16 protein-coding genes, 1 tRNA gene, 2 rRNA genes and 4 pseudogenes are annotated in these 19260 nt (G+C 34.4%); 7 read left to right on the plus strand and 16 right to left on the minus strand.

Translation table 11 applies throughout. The features are described from left to right. Positions 1–665, plus strand: a pseudogene (locus tag JR312_RS02630) (hypothetical protein); the annotation flags it as partial. A gap of 380 nt (positions 666–1045) precedes the next feature. On the opposite strand, the gene JR312_RS02635 reads toward JR312_RS02630, so the two are convergent. The 3 genes from JR312_RS02635 to pstC all read right to left on the minus strand — a co-directional run bounded on the left by JR312_RS02635 (position 1046) and on the right by pstC (position 4014). Further along, on the minus strand, positions 1046–1387 hold the full coding sequence (locus JR312_RS02635; RefSeq protein ID WP_264330584.1) for a F0F1 ATP synthase subunit delta/epsilon: 342 nt from the start codon (positions 1385–1387) through the stop codon (positions 1046–1048). Positions 1388–1392: 5 nt separating this feature from the next. Further along, positions 1393–2829, minus strand: a complete 1437-nt coding sequence (gene atpD, locus JR312_RS02640; RefSeq protein WP_416647669.1) for a F0F1 ATP synthase subunit beta — start codon at positions 2827–2829, stop codon at positions 1393–1395. Positions 2830–2925: 96 nt separating this feature from the next. Then, entirely contained in the window at positions 2926–4014 is a 1089-nt protein-coding gene (gene pstC, locus JR312_RS02645; protein ID WP_264330586.1) for a phosphate ABC transporter permease subunit PstC, read from the minus strand. A 107-nt stretch (positions 4015–4121) separates the two neighbouring features. Between pstC and rpmH the strand changes: the two genes are divergently transcribed. From rpmH to JR312_RS02660, 3 genes are all read left to right on the plus strand, one after another. Next, the gene (gene rpmH, locus JR312_RS02650) at positions 4122–4256 is read left to right on the plus strand and encodes a 50S ribosomal protein L34 (RefSeq protein WP_015588337.1); all 135 of its coding nucleotides are present in this window, start codon (positions 4122–4124) and stop codon (positions 4254–4256) included. Next, positions 4240–4617 carry a ribonuclease P protein component gene (gene rnpA, locus JR312_RS02655; RefSeq protein WP_080589533.1) on the plus strand — a complete coding sequence of 126 codons (378 nt, stop codon included), beginning with the start codon at positions 4240–4242 and terminating at the stop codon, positions 4615–4617. The genes rpmH and rnpA overlap by 17 nt, the downstream gene beginning before the upstream one ends. A gap of 73 nt (positions 4618–4690) precedes the next feature. Further along, positions 4691–4900 carry a hypothetical protein gene (locus tag JR312_RS02660; RefSeq protein WP_006012150.1) on the plus strand — a complete coding sequence of 70 codons (210 nt, stop codon included), beginning with the start codon at positions 4691–4693 and terminating at the stop codon, positions 4898–4900. A gap of 117 nt (positions 4901–5017) precedes the next feature. On the opposite strand, the pseudogene JR312_RS02665 reads toward JR312_RS02660, so the two are convergent. The 3 genes and pseudogenes from JR312_RS02665 to JR312_RS02675 all read right to left on the minus strand — a co-directional run. Beyond that, positions 5018–5748 (minus strand): annotated as a pseudogene (locus JR312_RS02665) (IS66 family transposase); the annotation flags it as partial. Positions 5749–5940: 192 nt separating this feature from the next. Continuing rightward, a 5S ribosomal RNA gene (gene rrf, locus JR312_RS02670) occupies positions 5941–6047 on the minus strand. 67 nt (positions 6048–6114) lie between these two features. Continuing rightward, positions 6115–8879, minus strand: a 23S ribosomal RNA gene (locus JR312_RS02675). A gap of 331 nt (positions 8880–9210) precedes the next feature. Here JR312_RS02675 and JR312_RS02680 point away from each other — a divergent pair. The 3 genes from JR312_RS02680 to ruvX all read left to right on the plus strand — a co-directional run bounded on the left by JR312_RS02680 (position 9211) and on the right by ruvX (position 12940). Then, the gene (locus JR312_RS02680; RefSeq protein WP_264330587.1) at positions 9211–10281 is read left to right on the plus strand and encodes a methyltransferase domain-containing protein; all 1071 of its coding nucleotides are present in this window, start codon (positions 9211–9213) and stop codon (positions 10279–10281) included. 48 nt (positions 10282–10329) lie between these two features. Further along, positions 10330–12114, plus strand: coding sequence for a ribonucleoside-diphosphate reductase subunit alpha (locus JR312_RS02685; protein ID WP_006012160.1), 1785 nt, complete (start codon positions 10330–10332; stop codon positions 12112–12114). A 358-nt stretch (positions 12115–12472) separates the two neighbouring features. Then, entirely contained in the window at positions 12473–12940 is a 468-nt protein-coding gene (ruvX, locus tag JR312_RS02690; protein ID WP_264330588.1) for a Holliday junction resolvase RuvX, read from the plus strand. A gap of 25 nt (positions 12941–12965) precedes the next feature. Here the strand turns inward: ruvX and ruvC are convergent, their stop codons facing one another. From ruvC to JR312_RS02740, 10 genes and pseudogenes are all read right to left on the minus strand, one after another. Next, positions 12966–13454: a crossover junction endodeoxyribonuclease RuvC gene (gene ruvC, locus JR312_RS02695; protein WP_006012163.1), complete on the minus strand. Its 489-nt coding sequence runs from the start codon at positions 13452–13454 to the stop codon at positions 12966–12968. Continuing rightward, positions 13455–14282, minus strand: a complete 828-nt coding sequence (locus JR312_RS02700; RefSeq protein WP_006012165.1) for a cytochrome c oxidase subunit 3 — start codon at positions 14280–14282, stop codon at positions 13455–13457. 47 nt (positions 14283–14329) lie between these two features. Then, on the minus strand, positions 14330–14989 hold the full coding sequence (locus JR312_RS02705) for a TenA family protein (RefSeq protein ID WP_264330589.1): 660 nt from the start codon (positions 14987–14989) through the stop codon (positions 14330–14332). Positions 14990–15028: 39 nt separating this feature from the next. Next, positions 15029–15694 carry a TenA family protein gene (locus tag JR312_RS02710; protein WP_416647661.1) on the minus strand — a complete coding sequence of 222 codons (666 nt, stop codon included), beginning with the start codon at positions 15692–15694 and terminating at the stop codon, positions 15029–15031. 109 nt (positions 15695–15803) lie between these two features. Beyond that, positions 15804–16970 carry a methionine adenosyltransferase gene (gene metK / locus JR312_RS02715; protein ID WP_416647662.1) on the minus strand — a complete coding sequence of 389 codons (1167 nt, stop codon included), beginning with the start codon at positions 16968–16970 and terminating at the stop codon, positions 15804–15806. Positions 16971–17009: 39 nt separating this feature from the next. After that, positions 17010–17086 (minus strand) — tRNA-Ile (locus tag JR312_RS02720). 8 nt (positions 17087–17094) lie between these two features. Beyond that, positions 17095–17364: a 50S ribosomal protein L27 gene (gene rpmA / locus JR312_RS02725; RefSeq protein ID WP_006012184.1), complete on the minus strand. Its 270-nt coding sequence runs from the start codon at positions 17362–17364 to the stop codon at positions 17095–17097. Between the two features lie 10 nt (positions 17365–17374). After that, the gene (rplU, locus tag JR312_RS02730) at positions 17375–17677 is read right to left on the minus strand and encodes a 50S ribosomal protein L21 (protein WP_015588327.1); all 303 of its coding nucleotides are present in this window, start codon (positions 17675–17677) and stop codon (positions 17375–17377) included. A 216-nt stretch (positions 17678–17893) separates the two neighbouring features. Then, positions 17894–18372 (minus strand): annotated as a pseudogene (locus tag JR312_RS02735) (outer membrane protein). 235 nt (positions 18373–18607) lie between these two features. Further along, a pseudogene (locus JR312_RS02740) lies at positions 18608–19077 on the minus strand (P44/Msp2 family outer membrane protein). Positions 19078–19260 lie beyond the last annotated feature (183 nt).

Genomic DNA, 19260 nt, shown 5'->3' on the forward strand with positions numbered 1-19260 from the left:
TCAAATACTTTATTATACCTTTATCATTTACTTTAGGAAATACTATACAAGGTAAATTGAACCAGTTTGAAAAAAAAGAGGAAGAGATAGAGGAAGCAGAACACATGATAAGTGCAAGGGATAAGTGTATAGCGAGTTATAAATCTCAAATACAAAATTTAGAAAATGAGCATAACGCACATTTGGAATCTGATGAACAAGAGGCAGATCAGCTAACGTGGGATTTTGAAACGTTAAAGAACGAGCTAGAGCTTAAAGATGAGCAGATCGAGACAATAAGAGGGCAATTACGGCAGGAGATAGAAGAAGAAATAGTTAATAAGTACCGTCCATCACTGGAATTAAAGTTTAAAGAATATGAAGATGAGATTGAAAGATTAATAAGAGAAAAAAAAGGGCTAAACGATAAAGTACAATACTTAAATAACGAAGTAGAACTGTTAAGTCCAGTAATTGATAAAGTACTTGTTAATAAAAAGGAAGTTTTTGATAATAATTCAAAAATGTTTTACCAGCTTACAGAGGAAATTGATGATTCAGAAAAAAAACCTAGGTCTTTAAGCCTTGATAGCGCATTTCATAGCGATCACTGTAATTCACTTCTAGACTTAATCAGCAGTCCCTCAAAGGTGGGTAGCCAAAGTCAGCAAGGAAGTGTTAAATAAATATACTTATTTAGATGCATGTGAAATCAGTGCTTTTTTTCCTGTCATTCAACTCTTGTCATTCCAGTACGTGACACATAGCTGTACGAACATTGCAATACGGCACATAATAAATAATGTCATGCCAGTGCCTAGACACTGGGATCTAGTTTTTGGACATTGTTTTTGACATATGTCCTTAAGAACTATTGTTTACTGCATGATTTGCAAATACTTTTTATATCTGGATCCCAGTGTCACGCACTGGGATAACAAGAAAGAAGATACTGGAATGACATCTTCCCTGAACCATAATGTTCGTACAGTTGTGTGTCAACTACCTGAACAACAAACGTGGAAATGACAAGAGTAAACTCATTTCTTGAACACAAAAAGAGCCCCTAAAGAGATTTGACATCAAGATAACTTAAATATATACCAACTCTCTTATTTTTTAATGATTCCTCATCATGAGTCAAATGATCAAAAACCTGAATTTGATTTGTTAGAATGCTACAATCATTATTTACAACCTCTAATACACCATTGTCAATTACAACTTTCTCCTTTATCTGGTTACTCATTTGAACAGTAATTATACTAGGCAATAAATAAATTAAATAAGGGGAATGGTAGGCTAAAATCATCAATTCCCCTTTAAGCCCGTTCACTGAAAGAGAAACTACTTCATCGAATGAAATTCGATTATCAGGAGAAAAAAATTGCACCTTAAAAGTGTTCATAATCTTTAATGTCCGGCTCCAACTTCAGCTTTTATTGATTCAGCCTTTTCTATTGCTTCACTTATACTTCCCACCATATAAAAAGCAGCTTCTGGCAGATGATCATATTTACCTTCAATAATTCCTTTAAAACTAGAAATAGTATCAGAAAGTGAAACAAATTTGCCAGACATGCCAGTAAATACCTCCGCAACATGAAAAGGTTGAGAAAGAAACTTCTGAATTTTACGAGCTCTATCAACAATAATTTTATCTTCATCAGATAGTTCATCCATACCAAGTATTGCGATAATATCTTGCAGCGACTTATAAGTTTGCAATATACGTTTCACCTCAGAAGCCACATTATAATGTTCTTCACCAATGATTTCAGCAGATAAAGACTGAGAAGTTGAGTCAAGTGGATCAACAGCAGGGTATATACCCATTTCAGCTATCTGCCTTGACAACACTGTGGTTGCATCAAGATGAGAGAATGTCGTTGCTGGAGCTGGATCGGTCAAATCGTCTGCAGGAACATATATAGCCTGTACAGAAGTAATAGAACCAGCAGTAGTTGAGGCTATTCTCTCTTGCATAGCGCCCATATCAGTCGCAAGAGTTGGCTGATAACCAACAGCCGACGGTATTCTTCCAAGCAAAGCAGAAATTTCAGAGCCAGCTTGAGTAAAGCGGAAGATATTATCTACAAAAAATAGAACATCTTGATTTTCATGATCACGAAAATACTCCGCCATAGTTAGTGCTGTTAAAGCAACCCTAGACCTTGCTCCAGGAGGTTCATTCATTTGACCATAAACCAAAACGGCTTGAGATTTTTCGTGCTCATTTATATCTATTACATTCGAAGTAATCATCTCGTTATAAAGATCATTACCTTCACGCGTCCTCTCTCCTACTCCAGCAAACACAGAAAATCCTTTATGAGCTTTTGCTATGTTGTTAATCAGCTCCATTATCAGAACTGTTTTACCAACACCAGCTCCACCAAATAAGCCAATTTTTCCTCCTTTAAGATAAGGAGCAAGAAGATCTATAACCTTTATTCCTGTAACTAAAACTTCTTCCTGTATCTTCTGCTCAGTAAAACTTGGAGGTGATCTATGTATAGGTTCTAAATCATACTTTCCTTTTAGCGGACCACACCCATCTATAAGCTCCCCTACAACATTAAAAATCCTTCCTAAAGTTGAGTGTCCAACCGGAACTGATATTGGTGCACCTGTATCAACAAACTCATCACCTCTTGACATACCATCTGTGCTATCCATAGCAATGCAACGAACTATATTGTCACCTATATGCTGTGAAACCTCTAAAACTAGCTCCTTGCCCTTATATTTTAGTTTGCTTTTTAAAGCATTAAATATCTTAGGTAACTCGCCTTCAAATTTTAAATCAACAACTGCTTGAGTTATTTTAACTACTTTACCTGTACTCATCTCTTTCATCACCTAACACTACAATTCTATAAAAGAACTTCTAAAGAAAATAAATCTTATATTATTAACAGAAATTTTGCAATATTAAAACACTTACTAGTTACGTTTCATTATAAATAGTGCAAATGCATTCAATAGCCAAGTAATAACAAACAGCACCAAACTAAGCGCATAAGCAGCAAGAGTTTGCACACTATTGAAATCCTGATCTCCGGTAAGTAATGTAGCAATTTGTACAGTGATAGTAGTAACTGAATTGAGAGGATTAAAGGTCAAATTTGCATTGATTCCCACAGCCATTAGTACAATCATTGTTTCACCTATCACTCTTGAAATTGATAATAAAATTGCACTTAAAATCGTAGGCATTGCATAAGGTATTGTTATATGCCATATAGTTTCCGCTGGTGTTGCGCCAAGCGCCATAAAACCATAACGTAAACTTTTTGGAACAGATCTTATAGCATCTTCAAGCAAAGAAATAATAAAAGGAAGAATCATTACCCCGATCGATAAACCAGCAATCAAAGCACTTTCTGAGTGTATACTTAAATTAAAAAAACTTGCTACCTGCTTTATAAAAAAAGACAAAAATACAACTGAGAAGTATCCATATACAACAGTAGGAATAGCAGACAAAACCTGTAAGGCTGTATTAATAACATAACGCACTTTTTCACTCGCATACTCACTAATATATATTGCAGAAAATAAACCAAGCGGCACCGCAACTAACATTGCTACAATAGTTATAAGTAATGTCCCCACTAAAAGTGGCGCTATACCAAAACATCCCACCTCTCCTTCGCCGATAATAGCTACATTATGCTTCCATTTTAAGCAAAATAAGAATTCTGAAATAGCTACTTTGTTAAAAAAAGAAATGGACTGAATAAAAATAGATAGCATTATAAATAAAGTGATAAAAAGTGATATGGTTAAAGCCATAAATAACAAAAATTTTACCATCTTATTTCTTTTATCTTTAAAGATAAAAATCAGCATAAAAAAAAGTAACGCTATAGAAATAGAAGTTATAAAATAACCACCATAGAGTGCTAACAAACAAGCTAACATCCACATACAACTCAAATATATATAAGACTTAACTTTACTTACTGCTTGAAACCTACTCAAACAAAATAAAAGGATTAGTAAAACAGGTATGCCTATAATTAAATTCATTTTTCCATATATCAAATTTTATTCAATAAGAATGCCATAGAAGTTGACCATTATTTGACAATAGAACAAAATAATTTAAAATAAATAGTCATATTAATATAAAAACAATGAAAAGAACATTTCAACCAAAAAATTTAAAAAGAAAGCACAGACATGGATTTCGTTCACGTATGTCAACAAAAGCTGGAAGAAAAATTCTTAATAAGCGTCGTTCATTAGGGTGTAATAAATTATGCGCATAGTAAGCATAAAAAAAAAGAGTTTTCCTTTGCTTTTAAAAACAGATTAGCACCTGACAGTCTTTTTTATCGAGGGGTATATATATCACTATATGCTATAAAAGAAAGAGAACCTGAAAAGTATATTCATGTTATTAGAGTAGGTCTGGCTATCAGTAAAAAAGTCGGAAAAGCAGCAAAAAGAAATAAAATAAAAAGGCAATTACGAATGCTAGCTAAAGTTAGCATTTCTAATATAAGTAATGTAGGATACTATTACATAATACTAACCCATAAAAACATTATGCAAGCAGGCTATAAAAATTTACAAAAAGACCTCAATATTTGCTTAAAGAAAGATAAAATAAGAAGAAATTTTCACTAAAGTATTTACAGCTATATTTTTTATGATAGGATGAGCAAAGTTTTTAAAATAAATTAATAGATGTGGGTGCTTGATGGTAGAGAGTATAGAAAAACAAGATAAAAAGCTCGATACAAATAATGCTGAAGAGAGTTTTTATGAATATAGAAAGTCTAGCTATCGTACACAATGGGAAATGGCATTTGAACAAAGCCAATACTTAGAACAAAATAAAGATAATCCTAGAGGGAAGTTGCTAAATTTTAATATAGAAGCAACTCATTACAATAAGAGAATAGTTTGATAAAAGTACCCGTTCAGGGAAGTGGTTCAAGAAATGATAGGCAGGGAATTGTATAGTTCTCTTTGTTTTCATGTTAAGTATAATGAAATTATCCTTTCAAGTTCCTAGCTCTGATTACGTAAAATATGAGCTTTTACAGTAAACGATATAATGACTAATTTGCTGTTCAGCGTGATAGTGAAATACTTTCTGGTTTACTTAAAAAATTTCACATCATTCTTTCAGATTTTAAAATATTTTTCGCAACTTGAGAAGCTCCAATTGCTTCAGATAGGTAGCTTCAAGTAATACCTTATACGTTTTGCAACTTTCTTACACTTCTGTTAAAACATCTATTTCACTTTTTAATAAAGCTTTTTTTAGTACAAATAATTCAGTGGATCGTTTTTTAAGTAACAGCCCAGAATTTTAACTTCAATAGTCCAGCTATGTTTCAAAGTACCTGTCAGCGACTATTACGATTGCAACATACACTGTCTTTTAAATCTTCTTTCCCTTTAAAACTTGCAGTATTGCTTCAGCACTAACCAAGTTTACCTTTATTATAACACGTTGATGCGCAAAACCTCAGTTTTCTTATTCGATTTGCTCATACACCTTTTTGCATTTTGAAGGAACTCTATATTCACTATTTGATACGCTTTCAATTCACATTAAAAACATCACTTATAATTCTTACGTTTTGAATTTTTATAGAATCCACTGAGTGCTACAATTATCACCTAACTCTTGGACCAAATGTATCTGCTTCTTGGTAGTTTGCTACTTCTTCTTTCTCCTCATCTCCAACAACTTAATTAATATTCAACTATATAAAGTTTGATTTTCGGAAGATCAATTGTTTGATGATTTGTTAAATGTTGCTATCTCTCCTCCTCATTTGCAAATAGGTGAGAAATTCTACTTTTTAAATTTTCTACTTTTATTTTAAAGTTTTCACAGAGTTCTAAAAGATCAGTTATATTACCTCACAGCTACTCTATGTTTACCTTGTTTCATCGCTCTACTGAACAGATATAAATAAAAAGAAATTTTTATAAACTTGGCAACGACCTACTTTCCCTTTTTAAGTATCATCGGCGCTAAAAAGTTTCACTTCCGAGTTCGAAATGAGATCGGGTGGTTCATTTTTGCTATAGCCACCAAGTCAACAAAAATTTCTGACTTAACAAATTTTAATTTAATATTTAACACTGCATATGCACATATAGAAAGCAAATAAATCAATCAGGCTATTAGTACCAGTTAGCTTCACATGTTACCATGCTTCTACACCTAGCCTATCAACGTGGTAGTCTCCCACGGCCTTAATTGGGAAATTTTTTTGAAGAGGGTTTCTTGCTTATATGCTTTCAGCAATTATCCCATCTATACATAGCTACCCAGCGATGCTATTGGCATAACAGCTGGTACACCAGAGGTATATACATCTCGGTCCTCTCGTACTAGAGTCAGATCTTCTCAAATTTCCTTCACCCACGGCAGATAGAAACCGAACTGTCTCACGACGTTCTAAACCCAACTCACGTAACACTTTAATCGGCGAACAGCCGAACCCTTGGGACCTTCTCCAGCCCCAGGATGTGATGAGTCGACATCGAGGTGCCAAACGGTGTCGTCGATATGAACTCTCGAACACCATCAGCCTGTTATCCCCGGCGTACCTTTTATCCGTTGAGCGATAACCCTTCCATACAGAATTACCGGATCACTATGACCGACTTTCGTCTCTGCTTGGTTTGTCAACCTCGCAGTCAGGCAAGCTTATGCCATTATACTATCAAGCTGATTTCCGACCAGCTCTAGCCTACCTTCGCACGCCTCCGTTACTTTTTAGGAGGCGACCGCCCCAGTCAAACTACCCACCATACAATGTCCTAGTTCCAGATAATGAAACATAGTTAGATATCAAAAGTGTAAAGGGTGGTATCTCAAGGTTGACTCCATTATAGCTAGCGCCATAACTTCAAAGTCTCCCACCTATCCTGCACATCACACTTTTAATAGCAATGTAAAGCTATAGTAAAGGTGCACGGGGTCTCTTCGTCTAACCGCGGGTACCCCGCATCTGCACGGGGAATTCAATTTCGCTGAAGTGATGTTGGAGACAGTGGAGAAATCGTTACGCCATTCGTGCGGGTCGGAACTTACCCGACAAGGAATTTCGCTACCTTAGGACCGTCAGTGTTACGGCCGCCGTTTACTGGGGCTTCAATTCAGAGCTTGCACCCCTCCTATTAACCTTCCAGCACCGGGCAGGCGTCAGACCCTATACTTCCACTTACGTGTTTGCAGAGTCCTGTGTTTTTAGTAAACAGTCGCTACTCCCTATTTTGTGCCACCTACTCATAGTTGCCTAAAAGCAGGTTACCCTTCTTCCGAAGTTACAGGTATAATTTGCCGAGTTCCTTCAACATCATTCTTTCAACACCTTAGTATACTCTACTCATCCACCAGTGTCGGTTTACGGTACGGCCCCATAAATATAAGTGCTATTTCCTGGAGCTTCTTTTAAGCATAGACCAATCCAATAAGACCTATACAAATACAAAACCCGTCACACTTAAGAGGTTTAGGAATATTAACCTAATTGCCATCGACTACTCCTTTACGGACTCGCCTTAGGAACCGACTAACCCTACGCAGATTAACTTAACGTAGGAACCCTTAGATTTTTGGTGAGAGTGTTTTTCACACTCTTTTACGCTACTTATGTCAGCATTCTCACTTCCGATATCTCCAGCAGTTTTCACAAACCACCTTCACAGACTTACGGAACGCTCCGCTACCGCGCCTATTAATCGAAATCAATAAGCACCCACATCTTCGGTATACAGCTTTAGCCCCGGTACATTTTCGGCGCAGAAAAACTTATTTAGACAAGTGAGCTGTTACGCTTTCTTTAAAGGATGGCCGCTTCCAAGCCAACCTCCTAGCTGTAATGGTTTTTCTACTTCCTTTCCCACTTAGCTGTAATTTTGGGACCTTAGATAGTGATCTGGGCTGTTTCCCTTTCCACCACGGACTTAGCACCCATAGTGTGTCTGCTGTATAATTAACTATTGGTATTCGGAGTTTGGTTAGATTTGGTAAGATGATGAATCCCCCTAGTCTATCCAGTGCTCTACCCCCAACAACATAAATACAACGCTCTACCTAAATAGATTTCGCGGAGAACCAGCTATTTCCAAGTTTGATTGGCCTTTCACCCCTAATCACAACTCATCCAATAATGTTGCAACATTAACTGGTTCGATCCTTCAGTATGTTTTACCATACCTTCAATCTGGTCATGACTAGATCACTTGGTTTCGGGTCTAATCCATAAAACTAAACGCCCTATTCAGACTTGCTTTCGCTACGCCTACACCTAACGGCTTAAGCTTGCTTCATAGATTAACTCGCTGACCCATTATGCAAAAGGTACGCTGTCACTCTAAATATCAATAAATTGATATAGAGCTCCAACTGTTTGTAAGCACTTGATTTCAGGTTCTATTTCACTCCCCTCCCGGGGTTCTTTTCACCTTTCCCTCACGGTACTTGTTCACTATCGGTCGTTAAGGAGTATTTAGGCTTGGAGGATGGTCCCCCCATATTCAAACAGGATTTCACGTGCCCCGCTCTACTCAAGGATTTAAAAACTTTCCATTTATACAGGACTATCACCTTCTATGGTTACCATTTCCAGAGTATTCTAATTCTTATTTTTAAATCACTAGCCTTTTCCGCTTTCGCTCGTCACTACTAACAGAATCTCGGTTGATTTCTTTTCCTTTGGCTACTTAGATATTTCAGTTCACCAAGTTTGCTTTATATACTTAGTATATAATAACTAGCTAAGCTAGTTGGGTTTCCCCATTCGGAAATCTGCGGATCAAAATTTGTTGACAATTTCCCACAGCTTATCGCAGCCTGCCACGTCCTTCATCGCCTCTTAACGCCAAGGCATCCATCAAGTGCTCTTAATAATTTATTTATCTGACTATATGTAGAATATGCAGAGTTAAATATTAACTTACAATTGAATTGAGATTAAATAATCTCTACCATAAAACTTTTCAAACATCTAAAAACTAATCTTTTGTATGTTACAATCTGATAAATCATATGTCAACGCCTTTTTACACAAAACATTTACCTATTATTATCAACAACAATATACCAGCAATCTTAAACAGTACAATCTGAGAAATATTCGACAAATTGATATGTACAGAAAAATTAATGAAAAAGATATTTTGTAAGATAAAATGTGTTAAAATTAGTTACCTAAAAATGAAAATGAACATTTGGAGTATTTCTAATGTATGAAAAGTAATCTATCTTTTATAAAAAACTTTGCTTTAAATTGTATATCTAAGCTCACTGGCTTATTAAATATTAAAAAAGTAAAAAATTTCATTATGGATAAATACAATACTCTCCATAAAGAAATTGTAGTGTTTCTTGAAAAATCTAAAAACCTGTTAAATACCAACATTGAAATCGGGTTATATCACTTCTATAAAGGTAATATATCAGATGCAAAGTTAAGATTTTGGTTAATTAGCATATTCTACCCCAATTTACCTATAATCTGGTATAATATTGGAAGATGTCATTTTGCAGTAGGAAATACTAATAAAGCTTATAATTATTTAACAAAGACGCTAAAATTAGATAGTAGTCACAAAGAAGCTTCTTACTACTTAAAAAAAATAACAAACACATCAGATATCGTAGAATTGCCTGAAAATCTCATAAAACAATATTTTGATTACACAGGTGAATATTTTGTTGAACATTGGTTGATTGCCAAACAGTACAGAGGACATGAACTAGTACATATGATAATCAAAAAAATCTTTCACAACTCCACTTCTGAACTGAATATACTTGACCTTGGTTGCGGTACTGGAATATGTGGTCACTTCCTAAAAATAAATAATATTAGAAGTCGCATAACAGGAGTTGACATCTCAAATAGAATGCTCAATATTGCAAGAGGATGCCTTATAAAAGGTAAACCTGTTTACGATGAGTTAATACATACAGAAATGAAAGAGTTTCTTAAACAACAGAAGAACCAGAAGTATGATGTAATTATCTTTGCTGAAGTGCTACACTATCTACATGATTTTCTAGCAGAATTGGAACTAGCAAAAGGATTGACAAACAAAAAAGGGGTTATTGTATGTTTAGTAAGAAGAAAGGAAAGTAAAGGTATTGACTTTGTAAACAAGGGAGATTATTTTCGTCACTCAGAAGATTATATTCAGCATGTTGCAAAAGAAACAAATATGCAAATAAGTCAAATGAGTTACTGTAAAATATATGGCAGCCAAGTTGATGGCATCTTGTTTGCATTACAGTATCCACAAAAAAATTTAACAACTTAATCGAGAAATCGCTCAAATAAATGTCTATATTATCATAAAAGGAGCCTTATGAATTACATTGCTATTAACTACGCAAAGGATAGTAAATTAACTGATTTTGGAAAAGCAGTTCTATTGGACAGGTATTTAATAGAAAATGAAAGTTATCAAGATCTCTTTATACGTATTGCCAATTACTACTCTGATAATAAAGAGCATGCACAACGTCTTTATGATTACATGAGCAATTTATGGTTCATGCCTTCAACTCCAATACTTAGTAATGGTGGTACCAAGAGAGGATTGCCTATTTCCTGCTTTCTTAACGAAACTGAAGATAGCTTGCAGGGAATAGTTGATTTATGGAATGAAAATGTTTGGCTCGCTGCACGTGGTGGTGGAATAGGTAGTTATTGGGGAAATTTACGTTCAATTGGTGAAAGTGTCAAAGGTAGCGGTAAAACATCAGGAATTGTGCCATTTATCGTAGTACAAAATGCTCTGACGCTTGCAATCAGCCAAGGATCCTTAAGAAGAGGAAGCTCAGCAGTTTATCTTCCTGTATGGCATCCAGAAATAGAAGAGTTTCTAGATTTACGTAAGCCAACTGGTGGTGACCCAAATCGCAAAGCATTAAATATACATCATGCTGTAATAGTAACAGATAAGTTTATGCAAGCTGTTGAAGATGATCAAGAATGGAATTTAATAAGCCCTCATAACAATAAAGTTATTTCAACAGTAAAAGCACGGGATATATGGATTAAAATATTAACAGCAAGAATTGAAACTGGAGAACCTTATATTATCTTTCTTAATGCAACAAATAACAATAAACCAGAACCTTACAAAAAGCTCAATTTAGATATCAAAATGTCAAACCTATGCAGTGAAATAACTTTAACTACAGGTTACGATCACCTGAACAAGTCACGCACTGCTGTATGTTGTTTATCATCCGTAAATCTTGAATACTACGAAGAATGGAAAGATAATGAGCTTTTCATAGAAGATATAATGCGTTTTCTTGATAATGTATTAGAGGATTTCATAAACCAAGCACCAAATGAAATACAGCGAGCAAAATATTCCGCAATAAGAGAGCGTAGTATCGGTCTTGGCGTGATGGGTTTTCATTCATTTTTACAAAGTAAAATGGTTCCTTTTGAATCAGTAACAGCCCAACAATGGAATAAAAAAGTATTTAAGCATTTGCGCGAGCAAGCAGATGTAGTTTCTAAAAAATTAGCAGAAGAAAAAGGGCCATGTCTTGACGCTAAAGAAATCGATCTAATGGAAAGGTTCACACATAAGCTCGCTATTGCTCCAACTGCCTCAATTTCGATTATCGCAGGCAACACTTCCCCTGGAATAGAGCCATATGCAGCAAACGTATTTATACAGAAGACATTGACAGGTTCATTTGTAGTACGAAATAAATTCTTGCAAAAACTACTAGCAGAAAAAAATCAAGACAATGATGAAACATGGTCCTCAATTTCAACAAATGAGGGTTCTGTTCAGCATTTAGATTTTCTTAGCAAGCATGAAAAACTGACATTTAAAACAGCATACGAACTTGATCAACAATGGATCATAGAACATGCAAGTGATAGAACTTCTTATATTTGTCAATCTCAATCAGTAAATCTGTTCTTACCTGCCAATGTGCATAAACGTTACTTACATAAAATACATATGCTTGCTTGGAAAAAAGGATTAAAGAGCTTATACTACTGCAGGTCACAATCAATGCAGAGAGCTGACAAGATTTCTCATGATATATTCAAAAAAAGCGAAATACTGCAGCAAAAAACAGATATTAATTATGATGAATGCCTATCATGTCAGTAGACTGTACATACCTTACTGTCACAAAAATACAATTGTACAAAAGTTATGTTTTCAAGGCAATTCAGTTGTCGTCCAGTATTCTCTTTCCCGTCATTCAAGTAATTCTCACCAACATCCAAACACTCCTCCTCTTGTCATCCCAGTGTCGAGCACTGGGATCCAGGTATAAAAGTGCTTGCAGACCATACAATTGGCAGGGGATTTTAGGAATATATGTCAAAAACAACGTCTATGATAAAATAGCCTGGATTCCAGTGTCAGCTACTCGAATGACACCTTGCCTTACAGAACGTTCTTACAGTTCTATATCACACTACAACTTATTTGTTTATTCTTGGTTTTAAAGGAAATCTAATAGATGCTATATAGAAATCCAGATGAATTTCTAAAGTCTATTCCAAGAGATAAACGTATAATGTGCCTTGATATGGGAGAAAAACGAATAGGCGTAGCATTTAGTGATAAAACACAGCTTATAGCTACAGCTCATAGTATATATTATAGAAGAAATATGAGCAAAGATTTAGGTTATCTACATAGAGTACTTAAAGAAAATGAAGCTGGATCAATGGTAATAGGACTACCATTCAAAATAGATGACCAAGAGACTGAATGGTGTAAAGCAATAATCCAGTTTGCAAATAAAATAATAAAAAAATGTAAAGTACACATATACCTACAAGACGAAAGTCTATCAACATCTCTTGCAACTCACGCACTAAAAATTACTGGAATATCAATCACAAAATCAAAAAAAATAGATGATAAAATTGCTGCATGTATTATTCTGCAACGAACGTTAGATAAGATAAATACCATCAAATAGTTTTTTTAACTGAATTCATGTAAAACTATTCAATAAAACAAGAACTTCTCGTATAAGCATGACAAATTGCTGTAGCAAGAGCATCAGCAGTATGATGACATTTTATATTTAAGTTTTTAACTATTTGCTTCACCATAAATATAATCTGATCCTTATCAGCATGACCATTTCCGGTAATGCTCTTTTTTATATAGTTTGCATCATATTCATTCATGGGTAAATCCGTCATTTGTAATATTAAAATTGCAATTGCTCTTGCATATCCCAAAGTTAGTGAAGATTTTGGATTTTTATTAACAAAAATTTTTTCTACAGCAGCTTCATCTGGAGAGTATAAAGAAATTACTTTCTTTAATTCTTCAAAAATTATATGTAGACGCTCACCTATACCCGACTTACTATCAGTTGATATGGTGCCACCATCCAAAAATTTAATATTATTTTTTTCTTCCAGGCTGATAATAGTCCAACCAGTCTTACTCATCCCTGGATCTAGGCCTATTATTTTAATCACTTAATAAAGGCTTAACCAATAAACAAACACAAATAAAAATATCCAGACTACATCAACAAAGTGCCAATACCAAGAGGCAAATTCAAAGCATAAATGATCTTGAGGTGTAATTTGATCTCTTCGAGCTCTAAACAAACACACTGACAAAAATATTATACCTATTATAACATGCATACAATGAAAACCAGTAATCATGTAAAAGTTGGATGTATAGATAAGTTTCTCTCCTGCTTCTTGTAGAGAAAAACTTGCTTCATAATACTCAATTGCTTGCACTATTATAAAGAAAATTCCAAGCAATATAGTTATAGATAACATTTTAATCATGTTTTTTTTATCATTTTCAAGTAAAAAATGATGTGCTGAGGTAATTGTTGTACCAGAAAGTAATAATATTAGTGTATTCATAAATGGTAACGACCACGGATCAGGTGGTAAAATCCCTTCAGGGGGCCATTCAATTTTTTTTGTAGGAGAAAACGCTTCAAACAAAAAAATCGGATCAAGCCAGGCTTTAAAGAATGAACAAAAGAACGCTATAAAAAACACAACTTCCGAGAGGATAAATAAGTACATTGCAAGCTTGAGTCCATGTTTTACAATGGCAGTATGGCATTTATCATAAATTGCTTCTCTTATTACATCTCTCCACCAATAAAACAGCACCCCTGATACCGCAGAGATTCCCAAAACTAAACCAAATATTCCAGAAATTTGTTTATGGAGTGTACCAACTAATCCAAGTGCAAGAACAAGAATTGCTGCTGATATAGCAATTGGCCAGGGACTTGGATCTACTAAATGAAAATCATGTTCTTTACTTTTCATATCATCTTCAAAAATACGTACCAAGCATACAAATTAGCTTAAAATTGTCAATATTTCTTAAAATCTTGATCAAATTTTGAAAAATTATATGCGCTATTCCAAAAGCCTAACTCAAATTGTGCAGTTATTTTAAATAATTCGAGCATTCTGGTTCTTTCACTTTCCCTTACTTTATTACAATACTCGTCAACAATATCTTCCAAAGCAACACATCCAGATTCCATCAAGCTACTGCTAAAAAAATCAAACCAATTCTTATACCTATTATTTTTTTTAATTTTATTTCTCATATTATCAACAACAATTTTATATATGAAATGGCAAGAGTAAAGAACTGTTACAGCTTCATAAACATCGCTATATGAAGTAGACAAAAGAAAGTTAGTAAAATTGAAACACTCAAGCGACTTTTCTCCACGATTTATGGAGTATACAGTAAAGTAGTGGTCGTATAACACTCTCATAATCTCTATTCCTCCTTTAGCCACCCCAATCAATGGAACAATGTTATTACAACTCTCCATTTTTGATGCAATCATTAAAACAGTACGAACATAATCAGCTAAAAAGAATGCATCTTGTTGTATATAAAATTTGAAGTTTTCTATGTTTAAAGTATTATTCACTAATTCAACATTGAAAGGATGCTCAATAATATCCTTTAAAAGATTTGACCCATAATAGCTCTTAATTATACCACTGAACATCAGATAAACTAGAATATAATTTAGTGTTAATACTACAGACTATGCTAGAGAATATATCTCATCCCAAAACAATATTTCTAGCTCTAGACCTCTCTTAAAAAACTCACGCATCTTTTTCCTCTCACAATCACCAGCCTTTGCATATAGATTATTTGCAACGTCAGTAACTTGATTAATCGTAGCATTCATTACTGTGTTATTATAGATATCAATCCACCCTTGATATCTGTGATCTTCAACTTTTTTAGGCATAACCTCTCCTACCATATGATTTATAATAATTTGGTATATATTAAAACAAGGACAAGACGCTGCTAAAACTTCAGCAACAGAATTATGATATGCAGCACGCATAAAAAAGTCAGTGAAAGCAGAACAAGATTCTGATTTTTTATGATTATCGGATAAATCACAAGTCTCAAAATATTCAGTATACTGCTTTCGAACCTCAAATGTTCCCCTTGCTACATTAACCAAACTGCTCATTATTTCAATGTCATCAACTTTAGATGCAATAATCAATAAAGCACGAGTACAGTCCACTAAATATAAAAAATCCTGCTGAAGATAAATTTTGAACTTTTCATAATCTAGCGTATTGTTTATCAATTCAACATTGAAAGGATGTTCTTTTATTTCTTCAATAAGATCAGATGATTCTTTTATAGCAATATCATAAAATTCTTCTTTTGGTTTGTCGGACATCTTGTAAGCCTCATAAATATTCAAACTAGTATAGTTACTAAAAAGTTACTTACAATTTATAATAAGTTATTATATCAGTATCAAGCTAGAAATAAAAGAGTTTAATAGTTTAAAGACATTCTCTCTTTTCTTCTTCTATATTAAATTCTTTACAAAAATCAGTAGATAAGTCCACACCTTCCCAAGAAAATCCACCATCACTTTCCGATTCTTTACCAAAATGCCCATAGCAGGCTGTACGTTTATATATAGGACGATTAAGTGATAAATGTCTTATTATGCCTTTAGTTGATAAATCTATGTTACCTTCAATAAACCCTTTAATCCTCTCTTCATCTATTGTATTCGTGCCAAATGTATCAATGTAAAATGAAGTAGGTTTTGAGACACCAATTGCATAAGAAAGCTGCACAAGACAACGTTCAGCTAAACCTGCAAAGACAATATTTTTAGCAAGGTATCTCGCCATATAAGCTGCGGATCTATCAACTTTTGTTGCATCTTTTCCAGAAAACGCTCCTCCACCGTGTGGAATATAGCCTCCATAAGTATCAACCATAATTTTTCGTCCGGTTAATCCACAATCACCAACTGGTCCACCAATAACAAATCTACCTGTTGGATTGACTAAGAGATTTTCTTTAGGGCACATCCACCCTTCAGGTAAAGATGAAGCTATGTAAGGATAAATTATTTCCTTCACTTTCGATTGACTCAGATCCTCAAGATGCTGTATTGAAACAACAATACTTTCAGCACGCACTGGAAGGTTATTCTCATACGCCAAAGTGATTTGCGATTTTGCATCCGGACCAAGCTTTACCTCTTTGACCATACTCATGATATTTCTCAGAATCGAGTGTGCATAAAAAATGGGTGCCGGCATGAGGCTTTCTGTCTCTATTGTTGCATAGCCATACATTATGCCCTGATCCCCAGCACCTTGATCCACACCTATTGCAATGTCATTTGATTGTTCATGTAGCAATATATTTACTTTCACTGTTTCCCAGTGGAAACCATCATGCTCATAACCAATATCTTTTATTGTATTCCGTACAATACTTTCAATCTTGCTATTTTCAATGTTCGGCCCAAATACTTCCCCAGCTATAATAACATTATCTTTAGTAACTAAAGTCTCTATTGCAGTACGAGAGGAAGAGTCATTAAAAAGGTATTCGTCAAGTATTGCATCTGAAATCTGGTCTGCTACTTTATCTGGATGACCGGCTGCTACTGATTCACTGGTTACTGAATTCTTATGTAAAACCATCGTTTAGTTACACAATATCAAAACTATTGCAAATTTAAATGGTGGGTCTGGGAAGAGTTGAACCTCCGACCTCACGCTTATCAGGCGTGCGCTCTAACCACCTGAGCTACAGACCCGTATCTATTCAAGCCAAGGCTTGCATATCATCTGTAGGCACAACATCAATAAACGTCTTTTTATTTGCTGATTTTCTAAAACTCACCCAGCCTTTCGTTTTAGCAAAAATCGTATGATCTTTACCCATACCAACATTCTTTCCAGGATGAAATTTTGTACCTCTTTGACGTACAATTATGTTACCTGGAATAACCTCACCATTCTTCTTTATCCCGAGCCGACGCCCTGCCGAATCTCTACCATTACAGGAACTACCACCTGATTTTTTAGTTGCCATATCTTACCTCTTACTTTTGAAGACTAATTTCATTGATACGAAGAACAGTAATATACTGCCTATGACCATTTTTCCTACGGTAATTTTTTCTTCTCTTTTTCTTAAAGATTATAATTTTTTTATCTCTACACTGCTCCAGTACTTCAGCTTTAACAACAGCATTAGATGAACAAGATAAGCCATTACTTGAAACACAAATCACTTTATTGATTTCCACTTCCTCTTTTTCTTCAGCTTGTAATCTTTCTACTTTAATTATGCTGCCTTTTTTTACTAAATACTGCTTTCCACCAGTTTCGATTACTGCAAACATGACAAATATCAATTATTGTTATTAACACTAATCGTAAATGATGTTATACATACTGTCAATATAAATAAAAACATGAAATACTTCTACCTTTATCTGCTTTTCCTTGGAGAGTAGTCAAGTTTTAAAACTTGACTACTCTCAAATTCTCTTAGTATCATGAAAACTTTACGACGTTAATAAAAACTCAAGCTTTCACTAAAAACATTCAATCGGAGCTTATAAATTAAAACTCATTCCAAGTTCAAACCCATGAGAAAAATTACTGAACTTGTGAAGTTTATAGCCAGCGAAAACATTCGTTCTCTCAGAAAGTGGAAGATTAATACCAGCACCTATCTGGTAGGAAAAAACTTTTTTACGTCTGGCTGTTGACCTTGCTGTGCTGGTTGAGATACTTTAGCTCCACCTCCTACACCAAAAGTAACATAAGGGGTAATATCCGTACTTTCAAATTGATGATGATAATGAAGCTTTGCCATGAATCCTAACTCTGCCAAAGATCCTCCAAACAAAACAGATTTCAATACAGGACCAGCTGAAATTTTTATGCTATCTGTATAATGATAGCCAAGCTCATAATTAATACCAAGATTGCCATATGACGACGAAGTATAGATTCTATCTCTAATCCAATCAACTCCAAAAGACGGTGCTGACAGAGAACAGCAGACTACCAAAGTAAGTAATTTTTTCATTTTTACCCTCTAACCATGAATATACGCATATATACTCACAGAAAAGTTAAAAATCACATAACTTACATAATAAAATCGGAATCACTTTCTTAGCTACTTGCCTTTCTCTTGCAATTACCAAACTTTTCTTTTTCACATTTTATTACCTACTGCAATCATCATTTTAGCCTATATAACTTGCTTTTATTTCAACAAAAATTCAAACCAGACTTCACTAAAAACATTCAATCGGAGCTTACAAATTAAAACTCATTCCAAATTCAACCCCATGCGAAAGTTCATGGAACTTTTGCAGCTTGTAGCCAGCAAAAACACTTGTTCTCTCAGAAAGTGGAAGATTAATACCAGAACCTATTTGATAAGAAAAAAATTCTTCTACGTCTGGCCCTTGATTTTCTGAAAGAGGAATTTTAGCACTCCTCCTACACCAAAAGTAACATAAGGAGTAATATCTGTATTTTCAAATTTATAATGATAATGAAGCTTTGCCATAAGTCCCGCGTCTAAAATCCCTTCACTCACAACAAGTTTAACTGCAGGACCAAATGAAATTTTAATGCTATCTGTACAGTGATAGCCAAGATCATAATTAATACCAAACATGCCATACGACGAAGAGGTGTAGGTTCTATCTTTAACCCAATCAACTCCAAAAGACGGTGCTGACAAAGAACAGCAAGCCAACAAAGTAAGTAACTTTTTCATTTTTATCCTCCAAAGATTAATATATGCATATACAAGCATATAAATATTAAAAATAGTATAAATTGCAAGTAAAAAATTGGAATTATTTTATTTTTTTTGTTATTTGTCTTTCTCTTGCAATTGCAAATTGGCATATCTTTCACTATCTGCTGCAATCATCATTTGAGTCTACATCACTTACTT

It is taken from the genome of Wolbachia endosymbiont of Nasonia giraulti (assembly GCF_048054155.1).
GTDB lineage: Bacteria > Pseudomonadota > Alphaproteobacteria > Rickettsiales > Anaplasmataceae > Wolbachia > Wolbachia pipientis_C.

Coding starts and splice junctions, on each gene's coding strand:
- JR312_RS02635 (WP_264330584.1), bottom strand. CDS start 1,387: ATGAACACTTTTAAGGTGCAATTTTTTTCTCCTGATAATCGAATTTCA.
- atpD (WP_416647669.1), bottom strand. CDS start 2,829: ATGAGTACAGGTAAAGTAGTTAAAATAACTCAAGCAGTTGTTGATTTA.
- pstC (WP_264330586.1), bottom strand. CDS start 4,014: ATGAATTTAATTATAGGCATACCTGTTTTACTAATCCTTTTATTTTGT.
- rpmH (WP_015588337.1), top strand. CDS start 4,122: ATGAAAAGAACATTTCAACCAAAAAATTTAAAAAGAAAGCACAGACAT.
- JR312_RS02660 (WP_006012150.1), top strand. CDS start 4,691: ATGGTAGAGAGTATAGAAAAACAAGATAAAAAGCTCGATACAAATAAT.
- JR312_RS02680 (WP_264330587.1), top strand. CDS start 9,211: ATGAAAAGTAATCTATCTTTTATAAAAAACTTTGCTTTAAATTGTATA.
- JR312_RS02685 (WP_006012160.1), top strand. CDS start 10,330: ATGAATTACATTGCTATTAACTACGCAAAGGATAGTAAATTAACTGAT.
- ruvX (WP_264330588.1), top strand. CDS start 12,473: ATGCTATATAGAAATCCAGATGAATTTCTAAAGTCTATTCCAAGAGAT.
- JR312_RS02700 (WP_006012165.1), bottom strand. CDS start 14,282: ATGAAAAGTAAAGAACATGATTTTCATTTAGTAGATCCAAGTCCCTGG.
- JR312_RS02705 (WP_264330589.1), bottom strand. CDS start 14,989: ATGTTCAGTGGTATAATTAAGAGCTATTATGGGTCAAATCTTTTAAAG.
- JR312_RS02710 (WP_416647661.1), bottom strand. CDS start 15,694: ATGTCCGACAAACCAAAAGAAGAATTTTATGATATTGCTATAAAAGAA.
- metK (WP_416647662.1), bottom strand. CDS start 16,970: ATGGTTTTACATAAGAATTCAGTAACCAGTGAATCAGTAGCAGCCGGT.
- rpmA (WP_006012184.1), bottom strand. CDS start 17,364: ATGGCAACTAAAAAATCAGGTGGTAGTTCCTGTAATGGTAGAGATTCG.
- rplU (WP_015588327.1), bottom strand. CDS start 17,677: ATGTTTGCAGTAATCGAAACTGGTGGAAAGCAGTATTTAGTAAAAAAA.